Origin of the sequence: Parvibaculum lavamentivorans DS-1 (assembly GCF_000017565.1) — a bacterium.
In the GTDB taxonomy this organism is placed as follows: Bacteria; Pseudomonadota; Alphaproteobacteria; order Parvibaculales; family Parvibaculaceae; genus Parvibaculum; species Parvibaculum lavamentivorans.
In genome coordinates, this window is sequence record NC_009719.1 from 1,266,012 (window position 1) to 1,282,244 (window position 16,233).

The window sequence follows — 16,233 nt, forward strand, 5'->3', positions numbered from 1 at the left end:
AAACCGCGAGGCTTCCGCCATCCTTGGAGGAGGAGGGTGCCAATGGCCGGGGCATTGGAACCGAAACCGTCTCGCGCGGCCGCGCGTGACGGAAACCTGTCGCTGCTTCCCGCGACGAACAAGCTCGGGCGCGGCGCGGCCGCGGGCGCAAACAATCTCGTTTTGCGCAAGCATCAGCTCGACCGGTTGAAAAATCACACCGGCGTCCGTCTCATCGTCGTGCAGGCGCCCGCCGGCTTCGGCAAGACCACGCTCCTCCGTCAATATTGTGCATGGCGCGAGGCGCAGGGAAGCCGGGTCGCATGGCTGCACCTGGAAGCGCATTACGCAGACCCGTCCCGTTTTCTGCGTCTTGTCTGCGAGGCGGTGGCAGGCGCCATCGAGGAGGAAAGCCCGTCAGCTGCCCTCCCGGACAACTCGTCAGCTTCAATTCAGGATTTCCTTCGCGTTGTCCGCGGCACCGATGTCGGCATCGTTGTCGTCGTCGACAATTTCGAGCAAGCCGCTCATTCGGGCATGGAAGCCGTCATCGCGCAGCTCGTCCGCGTTCTCCCGCAGAACGTGCAGCTCTGCATCGGCACGCGCGTCATTCCCGCCATAAATCTGCCGCGCCTCCAGCTTCGCGAACAGGCGGTTGTCGTCAATGTCGAGGGCTTGCGTTTCCGCGCCAACGAAACCACTGAATTCTTCCGCGAGTTCCGGGACATCTCTGAGGAAGAACTGGATAAATATCAGGTGGCGACGGATGGCTGGCCCGCCGCCCTTCAATGCATTCGTCTTTCCATGCGTGGCCGCACGGGCAGGGCAAAGCCGCTTCCCATTTCCGGCGTCACGCCGGACCTGATCGACTTCCTTGCAACCGACGTCTTTGAAAATCTGTCGGGTGACATTCAGCGTGCGCTTCTCGATGCCTGCATGCCGGAACGCATTTGCCCGGAACTTCTCGAGTCGATTTCCGGCCGGCCGGACGGCGAGGGCAGTCTCGGCGAGATAGAACATCTCGGTCTCTTCCTCACACCCGTCGATATGGATCATCGCTGGTTCCGGTTTCACACCGTCTTCCGCCAGGTGCTGCTGACCCGCCTCCGCCGCGAACTCTCGGAGGCCGAAATTCTCGCGCGCCATCGGAAGATCGCCGAGTGGTATGCCGCCCACGGCTTTTCCGAGGAAGCGATCCTTCACTATATCGAGGCAACGGATCAGGAAGCTGCCGCAGCACTCCTGAACGCGATCATCGGCCGCCTCGTCAACGAGGAGCGGCTCGATCTCATTGTCCGCTACACGGACCGCCTCTCCCCCGATGTCATCCAGAACTACGAACACATCCTCAACGCCGCCATCGTCGCTTATGGCTTCCGCCGCGAATTCATCAAGGCAAATCGAATTATCGCTCTCCGCCGTGCCGCGCTGGAACGCGAGAATGCGTCGAAAGAGGCCTGGGGCGTCCACCATTACACGCGCATCTTCACCACCGCCGCGCAGGATCAGGTGGTGGAGATCGGCCGCACGGCGCAACTGGCGCTGGACCATCTTGCCGATGCCCCCGGCCTCGAATATGCCGTCGCGCTCAATGCCCGCGCCTATTGGCTTTACCTGAACAGCAAGTTCGAGGAAGCGCGCGAAGCCCTGGCGCAGGCCCGCGCCCTTCACGACGAGGCGCATAATCTTTTCGGCCTCTCATACTGTGAATGGATCTACGCCAATGTCCTCTCGACGCAGGGCCGCAATGAAGAGGCGCTGAAAAGCCTGAAGCAGGCACAAATACATAATGACGAAGGCGCCACCGCCAGCGTCACCGCCGGCTCCGTCATCGCTGCTTGTCTCGCCGAAACGCTTTACGAGAAAAACTGCATCGCGGAAGCCGAAATGCTTCTCCACGATCATCTCCTTCTCCTCGAACAACAGGCGATTGTCGAACCGCTGGCACTCGCCTTCCTCACAATGGCTCGCGTCGCCATGCTGAGGGGCGAGGAGCGCGAGGCCGAGGAAGTCCTCGACCGGATGATGTATCTCGGACACCGCTACAACCTTCGCCGCCTCGTCATCTACGCCAAGGCCGAGCTCGTCCGCCAGGCGACGCTGGCCGGCGATCTCGACAAGGCGCGCACGCGCTTCGCAAGCATGGGGCAGGGCGAAAACGACGGCGAAGACGATCTCGTCTATTTCGCGGGTGAGACCGAAGCGCAGACGATCACCGAAGCCCGCCTGCTCATCCTCGCCGGCCGTCATGCCGATGCCCGCGCGCTGCTCCAGCCCGCCGCCCGCAAGGCGCGCTCGCAGCGCCGCATGCGCCGCTTCCTCAAGCTCAATCTCCTGCTCGCCATCTCGCTCAATGTCGAAGGCCAGGTGAATTCCGCCCGCCGCGCCTTGATCGAGGCCTTGCAGGTCGGCGCGCCGGATCAGTTCATTCGTCTCATTCTCGATGAAGGCCCGCAGGCCCTCCGCCTTCTGCATGAAGCGCGCGCCGCCCTGCCGAAGTTCCCGGACCTGCCGCAAAAGGACAGCGTCTCCGCCTATCTCGACCGCCTGCTCAGCGAAGCCGGCGAATTCGCGCCCGCGCTCATGCCCGATGCAGGGCATGACGAAAACGACGATATCTCGCCGCACCTCCTCGAGGAACTCACCGATCGCGAACGCGAAATTCTGCGCCTCGTCTCCAACGGCTTCTCCAACAAGGCCCTCGCAGATCGCCTTTCTCTCTCCACCAACACGGTGAAATGGCACCTCCGCAACATCTTCGAGAAGCTGCAGATCGGCAATCGCATGCAGGCCGTTTCCGTCGCCCGCCACTTCGGTCTCATCGACTGATTTCACCCCCGAAATTCCATCCTTTCGGGTGGGGCGAGGGGTATCCGCCGCCGGTACTTTCTTCCTCATAAACGGCAACGCTGTGTGCCGAAAAGACGAGTGGGGAGGATATCGCGGTGGGGCTTCTTGTAAGCATCGACAATGGCGGCACGCTGACGGATGTCTGCGCCACGGATGGCATGTCCACCATCCACGCCAAGACCATCACCACGCCGCATGATCTGACGGAATGCTTCGTCAAATGTCTCGAAGCACTCTCCGAAAAAATCAGCGGCGAGGTCGACCTGCCGAAACTTGTCGGCGCCATCGACTACATCCGCTATTCGACCACGCAGGGCACCAACGCCATCGTGCAGCGCAAGGGCCCGCGCATCGGCCTGTTGACGGATGACGACGCGCTCCTTTCGGGCGCCATGAATGCCGCGCCCGCGCTCTTCGAGGCTTTCGTTGGCGACTGCATCCGCGTCGTCTCGCCCGCCGCCGCGTCCTCCGCCACATCCGAACTCGTGATGGCCGTCTCGAAGCTCGTCTCCTCCGGCGCAAGCCGCATCGTCATCGCCTTCTCCGGCGCCGAGGCCGTCGCGCATGAGAAGGCCGCCAAGCGCGCGCTCTACCGCGCCTTCCCGCGCCACCTTCTCGGCGCCGTGCCGCTCCTCTTCTCCACCGAGTTGACGCGCATCGGCACGGTCGAGCAGCGTGTCTGGACGAGCGTCGTCAACGCCTTCCTCCATCCCGCGATGGAAACCTTCCTCTACAACGCCGAGAACAAGCTCCGCGAGCACCGCGCGAGGAAGCCTCTCCTCATCTTCCGCAACGACGGCAACTCCACCCGCGTCGCGAAAACGGTCGCGATCAAGACCTATTCCTCCGGCCCCCAAGGCGGTGTCGTCGGCGGCGAAGTGCTCCTGAAGCATTACGGCATCCCCGCCGCCGTCTCCATCGACATCGGCGGCACGACCACCGACATCGCCGTCTTCGACGACGCCACAGTCGCCGTCGCCGATGCCGGCCACATCGAGGGCGCGCCGGTTTCCATCCCGCTCTCCGCTGTCGAAAGCATCGGCGCCGGCGGCGGCTCCATCATCCGCGCCGAAGGCGGCGAGATCCTCGTCGGCCCCGAAAGCGTCGGCTCGGCCCCCGGCCCCGCCTGCTTCGCGCGCGGCGGCACCAGCGCCACCATGACCGATGCCTTCCTCGCCCTCGGCATCCTCGACCCGCACTCCTATTTCGGCGGACGCATGGTGCTCGACCGCGAGCGCGCCGCCCGCGCCATCATGGCCCATGTCGGCGACCCGCTGGGCCTGCCGCTCGCCGACGCCGCCGAAGCCATGGCCGCCGCCTATCACGGCAAGATCGCCGCCACGCTGAAATCCTGGGCGGGCGAAAACCCGGACGCCACGCTCCTCGCCTTTGGCGGCGCGGGGCCCATGTCCGCCTGCGGTGTCGCCGAAATGGCCGGCCTCAAGACCGTCCTCATCCCGAAATTCGCTGCCGTCTTCTCCGCCTACGGCATCGCCTTCTCCGACATCGAACACAGCTATATGGCCGAACTCGTCCGCGACAGCGACGGCGCGATCGCCCGCGCCAAGGCCGATCTCGCGGAGCAAGCCCGCCGCGGCATGCTCGCCGAAGGCTTCGACCTCGAAGAATGCCGCCTCGATTATGCGGTGCTGACGAAGAACGGCAGCGGCTACACCCGCGCCAAACTGAACGGCCAGCTCGACCGCGCCAACATCGAAACCTGGCTCGAACTGCGCGTCACCAAACCCATCGACAAGATCGCGCTGGGCGGCACCGAAAGCAGCGAGACGCGAAAGGCAACACCCTCCGGCATCCGCAAGGGAACGTCCGACCTGCCGCTCTTCCGCCTCGAGGAACTCCTCCCCGGCGATTGGCATGACGGCCCCTGCCTCGTCGAGGAAGCCTTCTTCACCACGCATGTCCGGCAGGGCTGGCGCTTCGTCGTCAGTGGCAATGGCGACCTTTTCCTGAAGCGCTGAGGAACAGAAAAATGAAAGTCTTCATCACCGCCGCGCTCACCATCGATCTCGGCAAGGAGCGCTGGGAATGCGCCGCCTGCGGCCACGATCTCGGCTCCGCCCGCGAAAACTACAAGAAGGGTCTCCTGGTCCGCGACCGCGCGCCGGAAGAAATCCACGCGCCCATCCTCGATCCCGCGCGCTACGAATTCACCTTCGCGCCCGATGGTGACTGGTGCCGCATCCTCGAATATTGCTGCCCCTCCTGCGGTCGCCTCGCCGAAGTCGAATACCTGCCGCCGGGCCATCCCCCCGCGCATGACATCGAGCTCGATATCGACGCGCTGAAGGCGCAATGGGCAAAGCGCGAGCCGCTCGCCGCGCCCGTCCTCGGGCCGGATTTCGTCGCGCCTCCCCATTCGCATTCGCACTGAACAAGAACAAGGATCGCACCATGCGTCGCGTATCGGTCGACATCGGCGGAACATTCACGGATTGCTCGCTCGTCTGGGACGATGCCTATGTCGAGGCAAAGGCGCTCACCACGCATCAGAACCTCGCGCTCGGTTTCAACGCCTCGCTGAAGATCGCCTATGAGCAGCTTGGCCTCTCGCTGGAAGAAGTCATGCGCGAAGTCGACAGCGTCCGCTATGCGACGACGCTCGGCACCAACGCGCTGATCGAGCGGCGCGGCCCCCGCGTCGGTCTTCTCGTCACGGCGGGCTTCGAAGCCATGGTGCCCCTGAGCCGCGGCCGCGGCTATGGCGAGGGCCTGCCGGACCGTCTCCGCCGCGACCTGCCCATGGCGCAGCGCCCCGAGCCTCTCGTCCCCGTGCAGATGATCGTCGGCATCCGCGAGCGCGTCGCCGAAACGGGCGAAATCCTGATGCCGGTCGATGCCGAGGATGTGCGCGCCCGCGTCCGCGAGCTGGTGGACAATGGCGTACAGGCCTTCGTTGTCTCGCTCGTCAACGCCGTCGTGCAGCCGGAACATGAATTGCTGATCGAGGAAATCATCCGCGATGAATTCCCCGAACATCTCCTCGGCTCCGCGCCCATCATCCTATCGCATCAGGTCGGCGGCCGTAAGGGCGAATACGCGCGCACCTCGTCGGCCATCATCGACGCCTTCCTGCACAATGCGATGTATCACGGCCTCTCGACGCTGGAGCTCAATCTCCGCGACAATGGCTACCAGAAGCCCATGCTCGTCATCCATAATTCCGGCGGCATGGCGCAGTTGAATTCGACCGACGCGCTACAGACCATCCATTCCGGCCCCGTCGCCGGCATCAACGCCTCGGAGCATCTCGCCGCCGAAACCGATCTCGGCAATGTCGTCTGCACGGATATGGGCGGCACCTCCTTCGACATCGGCCTCGTCGTGAAGGGCGGGGTGAAGTTCTACGATTTCAATCCCGTCATCGGCCGCTGGCTCGTCAACATCCCGATGGTCCATCTCGTCACGCTCGGCGCCGGCGGCGGCTCCGTCGCGCGTTATGATCGCCTCCGCCGCACCGTCGTCGTCGGCCCGGAAAGCGCCGGTTCCGATCCCGGCCCCGCCTGCTACAATCGCGGCGGCCGCAACCCGACAGTCACGGATTCAGATCTCGTCCTCGGCTACCTCCTCGCGGATCGCTATGCCGGCGGCACCATCCCGCTGAACGAGCGCCGCGCTCTCCGCGCCCTCGAAAAGGAAGTCGGCGAGCCGATGAGCGTCGATGCCGTCGAGGCCGCGAAACTCATCCGCGAAAAAGTCGATAACGACATGGCGAATGGCATCGCGCAGGAATTGCGTGTGCGCGGTTATGAGCCCCGCCATTTCACGCTGCTCGCCTATGGCGGCAACGGCGCGCTTCATGCCTGCGGCATCGCCAATGTCCTCGGCGTCACCCGCGTCATGGTCCCGCCCTTCAGCGCCATTTTTTCGGCCATCGGCGCGGGCAATATGGACCAGCTCCATTTCCACGAGCGTTCGCTTTATCTCTCGCTCTACGATTCCAATACGCGCGCCCTCTTCGACGATTTCCCGCGCTTCAATGCCCTGGTCGAGGAGCTGGAAGCAAAAGGCCGCGAAGACCTGCTCCGTCAGGGCGTCCCGGCGGATGCGATCCGCCATCGGCTCGAACTCGACATGCGCTATGGCAACCAGCTCGCGCAGACCGCTGTCGTCTCCGCGAAGAACAGGCTCGAATCCGCGGACGATTTGATGGAAGTCCTCACCACCTTCTCGAAGGATTACGGCCGCCGCTACGGCGAAGGCAGTCAGGCGCCCGAAGCCGGCATCCGCGTCAACACGCTTCGCGTCGCGACTTATTCCAGCATGTCGACCTTGAAGTTCAAGGGCGTCCTGCCGGAAGAAGCGGACCTCGCCGCCGCGCCCGCGCCGTCCTCCTCGCGCGATTGCCAATTCGTCGGCCAGTCCGCGCCACTCACTACGGCCTTCTACGATCTCGCCGATCTCTCCTTCGGCGCCGTCATCGAAGCCCCCGCCATCGTCATCTCCCCCTCGACAACCTACCTCGTCGAGCCCGGCTGGCGCCTCCGCATCGGCCGCTATGGCGCCGCCCTTTTCGTGAAGGTGTGACAAATGCCGGCGGCAGCGCGAAGCAATGAGCGGCCAAAAATAGAAGTGTCACCCCGGCGCAAGCCGGGGCCCATTAGCCTCGCGCCAATGAACGCGGGCAGCGAACACCGCTCGCGCAAACGCGATAACTCAAAGCCGTCATGGCCCGGCTTGTCCGGGCCATCCACGTCTTCCTTTGGGAGCGTGGTGCAAAGACGTGGATGGCCCGCATGAAGCGGGCCATGACGAACAGTAGAAAATATACGCGGCCACAACCGCTCTGGAGGAACCAAAATGGGTGACGACATGGACATCGGCGCGGCCTCATCCGCCGTCGAAAACTTCCTGAGCGAGACGAGCCTCTATCTCTCGCCCGACAGCGAAATCATGAACAATCACGGCCTCGAAGCCCGTACGGATTTCGAGGACGCCTGCATCGCGAAGGAGAATGATCCCGTTCGCCTCGAAATCGTCCGTGAGCGTCTTCTCGCCGGCGTCAACGAGAGCTACGAGATGCTGGAAAACATGGGCGCCGCGCCGGGCGCGAAGTGGGGCGATTGCGTCTCCGCCGTCTACACGGCATCGGGCGACCTCTCGCTGGCCAGCTCCGGCGGCGTCGTCATCTTCTGCAACCTCGTGCAGTACCCGATCAAATTCGTCAACAAGTACTGGACGAAGGAAGCGACCGTCGGCGTCAACGAAGGCGACGTCTTCATCGTCAACGATGCCCGCTACGGTCAGGCGCACAACACCGACCAATCCATGATGATGCCCGTCTTCCATGAAGGCAAGATCGTCGCCTGGGCCGGCGCCACCGTGCATGAAGGCGAGAACGGCGCCATCGAGCCGGGCGGTATGCCCTCGCTCGCCGAGCAGATCTGGGACGAGGGGTTGAAAATGTCGCCCTTCAAGGTCGCCGAGAATTACACGCTGAAACGCGACCTCGTCACCTTCCTTCAGAATTCCGTGCGCGAGCCGAAGCTCCAATATGCGGACATGAAAGTGAAGATGTATGTCTGCCGCCGCATCGAAACGCGCATCCATGAAGCGATCGCCGAATATGGTGTCGAAGCCGTCGTCGCCGCGCTCCGTATGAATCTGGAAGATACCGACGCCGAAGTCCGCCGCCGCCTTCTCGAATGGCCGGACGGCACCACCCGTCATTCATGGTGGACCGACGGCACGCTCCGCGAAAACGTGCAGATCAAGATCAACCTTGAACTGACGAAAAAGGGCGACGAACTCACCTTCGATTATCGCGGCTCAAGCCCGGAGTTCACCAACCGCGCCAACAACAGCCTCGATGTGACCGTGAAGGGTATGCTCGCGCAGCTCTTCCTCACCTTCATCTGGCCGGACATCCCGCGCAATCAGGGCGTGCTCGCCCCCGTCAACTTCATCTTCGACAATCCGTCGATCCTGAAGCCCGGCTTTGGCACGCCGAGCGCGCAGTCCATGATGTCGGTCTTCACCGCGTGGAGCGCCGGCCAGGTCTGCGCCATGAAGCTCCTCTATTCCAATCCGAATAAATACACCAAGGTGCTCGCGCCCTGGTTCAACATGATCAACACCTTCCTCTTCGGCGGGCTGACGCAGCATGGCGAAATGGTCGGCAATGTCTGCGCCGACATCAACGGCATGGGCGGCGGCGCGCTGGCGGACCGCGATGGCGAACATGGTGTTTCGCCCATATTCGCCACCATGTCCGATCTCGGTGAGCAGGAATTCATCGAGGAGGAAATGCCCTTCATCCAGATCGTCTCCAAGAAGATGATGAAGGACAATCAGGGCTTCGGCCGCCAGCGCGGCGGCATGGGCTATCAGATGATCCTCGCCATGCGCGACAGCGACGCCTTCGGCTTCATGCTGACGGCGATGGGCGCCAAGTTCCCGAACGTGCCGGGCCTCTTCGGCGGCTATGGCTGCCCGACTTATCCGCTCGCCCGTGTCAGCGGCGTCAATGTCTTCGAGATCCTGAAAAACGATCCCGGCTCCTTCCGCTATTCGATAGAAGAACTGCTGAACGAGCGCCCCTTCCCGGATGCGAAATATTCGACCCATCCCATGTCGCTCGGCTACACGCTGGCACAGCGGGGTGAGCTCTACATGATCGCGCAAGGGACGGGCGGCGGCTTCGGCGATCCTCTGGAGCGCGCGCCCGCCGATGTGATCCGCGACATCGACGAAGGCTTGATCTCCGCCGACATCGCCTGGCGCATCTACCGCGTCGTCTACGACAAGGAGACGCTGCACATTGATGAAAAGGCAACCGAAGAAGCCCGCAACGCGGCGCGGCGCGAGCGCATCGCGAAGAGCAAGCCCTTCGATGCCTTCTGCAACGAGTGGGTCAAGGACAAGCCCTCCGGCAAGGTTCCCTATTTCGGCTGCTGGGACGACAAGTCGATGGTCCATGCCGGCTCGCCGGACAAGCTGCATCCGGCCGCGCAGGTGAACCCGCCTGTCGTCATGGCCCATCCGCTGCAGGTGAAGATCGACAAGCTCGAAGCCGAAGTCGCCTCGCTTCGCAAGAAGGCCTGAGCCGGTGCCTGTCCTGCCGCCGCTCTGGATCGACGGCTATGCCTTCGGCCGCCGCGTCCTGCGCGGCGGCGACGATCCTTGGGCGGCGCCCGATGAGCTCGGCCTCTTCCTCCGCGAATTGTCGCAACTTCTCTCGCTTGCCATTGCCGATGTGGACGTGACGCAGGCCATCCTCGCCTGGTGCAGTCTCGAAGGTATCGACCGCACCTCGCTGGATGCAAACGCCATCGAAAACCTGCTCGCCGATCCGCGCTTCCGCGCCCATGTGAAGCGCGGCATGGAAACCTCGGTAGGCGCATTGGGCTCCCGTCCCGTCGCCCTCGCGCTTCCCGGTCCCGGCGCCCTCGCATCGCTCTTCCTGGAGCCGGGCGATATCGACGAGGACACGCTGGACGATCTCTCCCTCTCGCTCGCCGATCTCCTCCGCGCGCTCTTCCGCGCCGAGCTCTCCGTCTTCCGCTTCACGGAGACGGACCCGCGCGCGCTCGACTTCTTCGAACCTCTCACCAATGTCGCCCGCCACTACGAAGTGCCCTCAATTCTCGTCCTGAAGGGTGAGGGCGGCGACGCACCCGGCTTCGATCGCGTCTACCGCGAAGGCGAGGGGCAGGGCGATGCCGGTTCCGGTTTAATTCTGCCAGCCGTCTTTTTGGAGGGGGCGCCGAACCCGCCCTCAGGCGACAATCCGCTATTCATGGAAGTGCCGGCGGACACGGTCCCGGAGACCGCACTCGCGAGGCTCAAGCAATTGAGCGGTCAGGCTGCCTGAAGATCCTCGGGAGCGATCCCTCCTCCTCCCGGAAGACTTGGCTGCCTCATGGTTTCATGAGGCAGCCTTTTTTCTCTCACTTTATTCGTCATTGCCGGGCTTGACCCGGCAATCAAGAAGCCGCGAAGCGGCGTCGGCAAAAACTCTTCCCACCATCCCCCTGAGGGAGGGTCGAAAAATTCATGGAATTTTTCGGGGAGGGGTAAGTCGCAGAATGATGAGCGTCTCCATCTGCGCACCCCTCACACCCCATCCGTGTAATTCCTCATCTCCGCCGTATACGGAACAATCAACCCGCAAAGACGACCTCCGCGGGCACGCACCCTCCGTGCGCCCGTCACACTTCGGCTGCCTCGTCGCGTTACGAGGCAGCCTTTTTTCACCGGGGATAATAAAAGCAGAAGATTCTGTCTCGCGGCGTGTGCTGCGCGTCCAGTCAGAACTTGTCCCCATGTCATTTCCGGTCGGAACCGGGGATAACTGCCGCCCGCCGCGGCGGGTACAAGTCCCCCGCAGCGCCCGCCGCCTGGCCCGAAAAACACTTCATGACGGTTCTGTGACAGTTCGATGACAGTCGTCAGTCCGCGGCCGTCGAATACTCGGTCTGCGTCGCCGCGAAATCGCGAAAATAGTCGATGGCAGAAGGGTTTGCCATGGCGTCGCGGCTCGCCGCCTTGTCCACCGGCACACCGAGCAATATCTTGCGCACCGGCACCTCCATTTTCTTGCCCGTCAGCGTATAGGGCACCGCGTCGATTTCATAAATGCGATCAGGCACATGGCGCGGAGAGTACTTTTCCCGCAGCGATTTGTTGATCTTTTCCCTTACCGCATCGCTGAGCGCCACGCCGTCCTTCAGCACCACGAAAAGCGGCATGAAAAAGTTTCCGCCGGGCAGGTCGAGATTGACGATGATCGAGTCCTCGATCTCCTCAAGTCCTTCTATTGTCCGGTAAATTTCCGCCGTGCCGATCCTTACGCCATAGCGGTTCAGCGTCGAATCCGAGCGACCGAGAATGAAACAGCCGCCCCGTTCATTGACCTTGAAGTAGTCGCCATGCCGCCAATGATCCGTATACGTATCGAAATAGGAATCATGATAACGGTGCCCGCCCTCGTCGTTCCAGAAGAACAGCGGCATCGACGGCATCGGTTTGCTGACCACCAGCTCGCCAACCTCCCCGATGACGGATTCCCCTTTATCGTCAAAGGCATGGACGTCGACGCCGAGGCACCGCGCCTGGATTTCTCCTGCATGAACCGGCAGCGTCGGCACCCCGCCCACAAAGGCGGAAGCGACATCCGTACCGCCGCTTTGCGACGTCACCCACATGTCGGGATGCAGGTTTTCGAAGCACCATTCCATGTGTTCCGGCATCACCGGCGAGCCGCCAAGCAGGATGCTCTTCATCCGCTCGAGGTCGTAAATCTTGTTGGGAACGATACCTAACTTCATCTGTCCATTGAGAAAAGTCGGGCTCGCCCCAAAAAGCGTCATGCCCGTCTCCGCCGCCAGTTCCCACAACCGGTCCGGCTTCGGCGTCATCGGATTGCCGTCGTAAAGCACCACCGCAGACCCCGCGACAAGCCCTGACAGGAGGATATTCCACATCACCCAGCCCGTCGTCGTGAAGTAGAACATGCACGAGTCCGGCTTCAGATTCAGGTGAAAATGCGTGAATTTCAGTGCTTCCAGAAGCACACCGCCATGTCCGTGGACAAACGGTTTCGGCAGTCCCGTCGTCCCCGATGAATAGACGATCCACAAGGGATGGTCGAAGCGCGTGTCCTCGAAAACGAACCTTGTTTCGCTCACCGCCGGTCTCGAAATCAGCTTCCCCCAGGCAATCGCTTCGGCCGTCAGGGGCTCGCTGCCATAGTCCGGATCGGCGCCCGCCACATGCACCACATGCTGCAGCGAGGGCAGGGCGTCGACCATCGCGCGCACCTCCGCCCGCCGGTCGAAATTCTTGCCGCCATACCGGTAACTGTCTGTAGCAAAAAGGAGTTTCGGAGCGATCTGGCTGAAGCGGTCGATCACGCTCGCCGCCCCGAAATCCGGCGAACAGCTCGACCACACCGCGCCGATGCTCGCCGTCGCGAAGAACGCAACCGCCGCTTCCGGCACGTTCGGCATATAGGAAACCACGCGGTCGCCGGGTCCGATACCGAGCTCGCGCAACGCCGTTGCCACCTTGAAGACCTGCGTTTTCAGCTCGTCCCAGCTGATTTTCCGCGCTTTTCCTTCCTCGCCGGCCGCATGGATCGCGGTTTTGTTCCCGCTCCCCTTGGACAGGAGCGTCCGGATGTAGTTCACCCGCGCCCCCGGAAACCATTCCGCCCCCGGCATCTTTTCATCGCGCAGCACGCATTCGTAAGGCGTCGACGACGTGACCCCGAAGAACTGCCAGACCGCCTCCCAGAACGCCGCAATATCGGCCACGGACCATCGCCGCAAATCCTCATAGCCGCCAAAGGAATGGCCGCGCGCATTAAGCCAGGCGATGAAGGCGGTGACATTTGCATCGGCCACCATCCCCTCGGACGGCGACCAGAGCAGGTCTCCCATATTGGCCATTTTTATCCCCCGTTTCCGCGCCTGGCGCATTGTTTGTTGGCGAAACCCTAGTAAGCGCAACGGACTTCAACCCCACCCCATCGGGCGGCCCAACACCCCTTCCTCTGCGGCCCGAAAGAGAACTCCGTGCACCCCGTTCGTGTAGTTCCGGGCCTTGCCCTCCTCGCCCAAGGTTCGCATCAGGTGGAAAACGGAGGGGTGCGGACGCCGTCGTGAAGAGCCGGCAGACAGTCGTTCAAGGCTTTGATTTGTTTGCTTCTTTTCACGTGTTGCACATCGCCATCCTTTAGGGCGGGGCGCGGTGGCGCAGGCTCAACCACCATTGTTGAAACGGCCCGGAATCGCGAATGCAGCGGGAAAAAGGGCTGGAGGGGCGAGGGATACGACAGAGGTTTCCCGGCACAAATTCGAGGCGGCAAGCATTGCGTTGCTCGCTTCCGTGCCGCGAGCCGGTGAGGGGGAGTACCGAGTGGATAGGCTGAGTTCTCGCATTGCCCGGGCCGCGATGACCTATCGCTGGCTTTCGCTGCTCATTCTGACGGCGATCACGGGGTTCTTCGCCGTTCAGTTGCCGAACGTCGAACTGCGCACCATTTTCAGCGACCTGCTGCCAAGCAACCATCCCTTCGTCCAGACCTACAAGGATCATCCGAACTTCGGCAATCCGCTCACCGTCACCGTCATGATCAAGCGGAAGGACGGCGATATCTACAACGCCGAAACACTGCAGAAGGTCTGGGATCTCACACGCGACATCGATCTGACGCCCGCCGTCGATCACGACCAGATACTTTCGGTGGCGACCGAAAAGGCGCGCTATGCCGAAGCGACACCGAACGGCATCGACTCGCGCCCCCTGATGGAGGATCACGCGCCGCGAACGCCCGCCGAAATCGCGGAGTTTCGCAACCGCCTGCTGAAGTCGCCGAACGTCCGCACATTCATGGTGTCCGAGGACGAAACGGCAACGCTTGTCACGGCGACGTTCATCGAGCGCCTGCTCGATTACGGCGAGACCTTCGAATATCTCGACAAGCTCGTGAACGACGCCCGGGACGACAAGCACGACGTCTATATGGCCGGGCAGCCGGTTCTGACGGGCTGGGTCTATTTCTATGAACTGCAGATGCTCGGTATTTTCGGCATCACAGGCATTGCCCTGCTGGTTGCACTCATCTTCTACATGCGAAATGTCGTAGGTGTCGTTGCGCCCTTGGTAACAAGCATCATCGCAGCTATCTGGGGCTTCGGCTTTGTCGGCTGGCTTGGGTTGCCTGTCGAGCCGCTCATCATGGTCGTCCCGCTGCTGCTGGTCGCGCGGTCATTCAGTCATTGCGTGCAGTTCGTTGAACGCTATTACGAAATCCTGCACTACGTTAAGGACCGACGCCGCGCAGCCGAGATATCGCTCAGCGTCATGATGACGCCCGGCATGTTGGGCATCGCCACGGACGCAATGGGGCTGTTCATCATTGCCGTCGCGCCTATCCCGGCGATGGAACGCTTCGCGCTCTTCTGCGGATTTTGGGCCTTTATTCTCATCCCGACGAATGTCTTCCTGTCGCCGCTTCTGATGCTGCTGCTGCCCAAGCCGCGAAATGTCGAGCGCATGGTAGGCGGAAACGAAAAGGATGGCCGCTACAGCGGCATCAAGCTGTTGCTGAGCTTGATTGGCCGCCTGTCGATCGGAAGGACATCTACATTCACGGCGGCGGCGCTCATAGCGCTGGCCGTTTTCAGCGTCGTGAAAGTAATGGAACTCAAAGTTGGAAATCCTGTCGAGGGCAGCAATCTCCTTTGGGACGATTCCGAGTTCAACGTCGCGGTTTCAAATATCAATCGTCATTTCCCGGGCCTGAACACGCTGGAGATCATTTTCGAGTCCAAGTCGCAGGACAGTATGGAGAGGGTCGTCCGCAAGGCGGAAACGGCTCTTACAATGCAGCGGCTGCAACACCTTCTCGAAAGCCAGCCGAACCCGCCGGAAGCGTCTCTTTCGTTCACCGACTACCTACCGGAAGCAAACCGCTTGTTCAGCGGCGGTAATCCAAAATGGGCGCCACTTGATCATGACGACGCAGCTGTGAGCGCTGCTGCAGGTGCGCTCATGGTTGGCACTGGACCGAAAGCATTCTTGCATGTTGCGGATTTCGAACAGCGAAATGGCACGGTGTCCCTCTGGTACAAGGACAACAAGCAGGAAACGGTCGATGAAGCACTGCGCCAGGCGCGCGCTGCGCTCGAAATAGTTGGCACGGAGCACGAGGATTTCCGTATCAGGCTCGGCAGCGGCACCATTGCCTTGCAGCAATCGATCAACGACACGGTCGACCATTATCAGTGGATCATTCTGGGGTTGCTGAATGCTGTAATCCTGATCACCTGCAGCTATGCCTACCGGTCCATAGTCGCCGGCATCCTGCTTCTTATTCCCGTCAACCTGTCGAACCTGCTGCTCGGCGCCGTGATGACGGAAATGGGCATCGGCCTGGACGTCAATACATTGCCGATTGCGGCAATCGGCGTTGGCGTCGGCATCGATTACGGCATCTATCTGCTCAGTCGCATCTACGAGGAATACCAGCAGCGCAAGGATATGGGGCCTGCGATCCTCGCTTCGGTGACGACGACCGGAAAGGCGATCTTCTTCACCGCCACTATCGTGCTCATCGGCATTTTGCCCTGGTACTTCCTGTCGGCGTTGAAGTTTCTGGCCGACATGGGCCTGCTGCTCGTCATGGTCATGCTTATCAACATGATCATTGCGCTCATTGTGGTGCCGCTGCTCGTCTGGCTGATCCGGCCCCGCTTTATCGAATCCAAGGAATTGATGGTGAGCGAGGGCATCGATCTCGAAGCCCTTGCGGCCGAACACTCTGACGAAAGTCTCCGCACAAAAGCTGCTGAGATGGTGAAACACCCGGCAAACGAACTGGTTGAGGTGGTCCCGCTCCGGTCATGAACCGGGCGGGTTCCTGTCCTACTGGGAGGAGGA

Annotated in this window: 8 protein-coding genes; 7 read left to right on the forward strand and 1 reads right to left on the reverse strand. The window is 61.9% G+C overall.

The window, feature by feature from the left end; all coding sequences use genetic code 11:
* The first annotated feature begins 42 nt into the window (after positions 1-42).
* From PLAV_RS05850 to PLAV_RS05875, 6 genes are all read left to right on the forward strand, one after another.
* Positions 43-2,808, forward strand: coding sequence for a winged helix-turn-helix domain-containing protein (locus PLAV_RS05850; RefSeq protein WP_012110034.1), 2,766 nt, complete (start codon positions 43-45; stop codon positions 2,806-2,808).
* Positions 2,809-2,924: 116 nt separating this feature from the next.
* Complete coding sequence (locus PLAV_RS05855) at positions 2,925-4,808, forward strand: hydantoinase/oxoprolinase family protein (protein WP_012110035.1); 1,884 nt, start codon at positions 2,925-2,927, stop codon at positions 4,806-4,808.
* Positions 4,809-4,819: 11 nt separating this feature from the next.
* The gene (locus tag PLAV_RS05860; RefSeq protein ID WP_012110036.1) at positions 4,820-5,221 is read left to right on the forward strand and encodes an acetone carboxylase subunit gamma; all 402 of its coding nucleotides are present in this window, start codon (positions 4,820-4,822) and stop codon (positions 5,219-5,221) included.
* Between the two features lie 20 nt (positions 5,222-5,241).
* Positions 5,242-7,374, forward strand: a complete 2,133-nt coding sequence (locus PLAV_RS05865) for a hydantoinase/oxoprolinase family protein (RefSeq protein WP_012110037.1) — start codon at positions 5,242-5,244, stop codon at positions 7,372-7,374.
* A 273-nt stretch (positions 7,375-7,647) separates the two neighbouring features.
* A complete protein-coding gene (locus PLAV_RS05870) occupies positions 7,648-9,891 on the forward strand; it encodes a hydantoinase B/oxoprolinase family protein (protein ID WP_012110038.1) in 2,244 nt (747 codons plus the stop codon).
* A gap of 4 nt (positions 9,892-9,895) precedes the next feature.
* Positions 9,896-10,660, forward strand: coding sequence for a hypothetical protein (locus tag PLAV_RS05875; protein ID WP_012110039.1), 765 nt, complete (start codon positions 9,896-9,898; stop codon positions 10,658-10,660).
* Between the two features lie 577 nt (positions 10,661-11,237).
* Here PLAV_RS05875 and PLAV_RS05880 read toward each other — a convergent pair.
* Positions 11,238-13,238 carry an acetoacetate--CoA ligase gene (locus PLAV_RS05880; RefSeq protein ID WP_012110040.1) on the reverse strand — a complete coding sequence of 667 codons (2,001 nt, stop codon included), beginning with the start codon at positions 13,236-13,238 and terminating at the stop codon, positions 11,238-11,240.
* A 469-nt stretch (positions 13,239-13,707) separates the two neighbouring features.
* Here PLAV_RS05880 and PLAV_RS05885 point away from each other — a divergent pair, with 469 nt between their 5' ends.
* A complete protein-coding gene (locus tag PLAV_RS05885) occupies positions 13,708-16,200 on the forward strand; it encodes an efflux RND transporter permease subunit (RefSeq protein WP_012110041.1) in 2,493 nt (830 codons plus the stop codon).
* Positions 16,201-16,233: the final 33 nt, after the last annotated feature.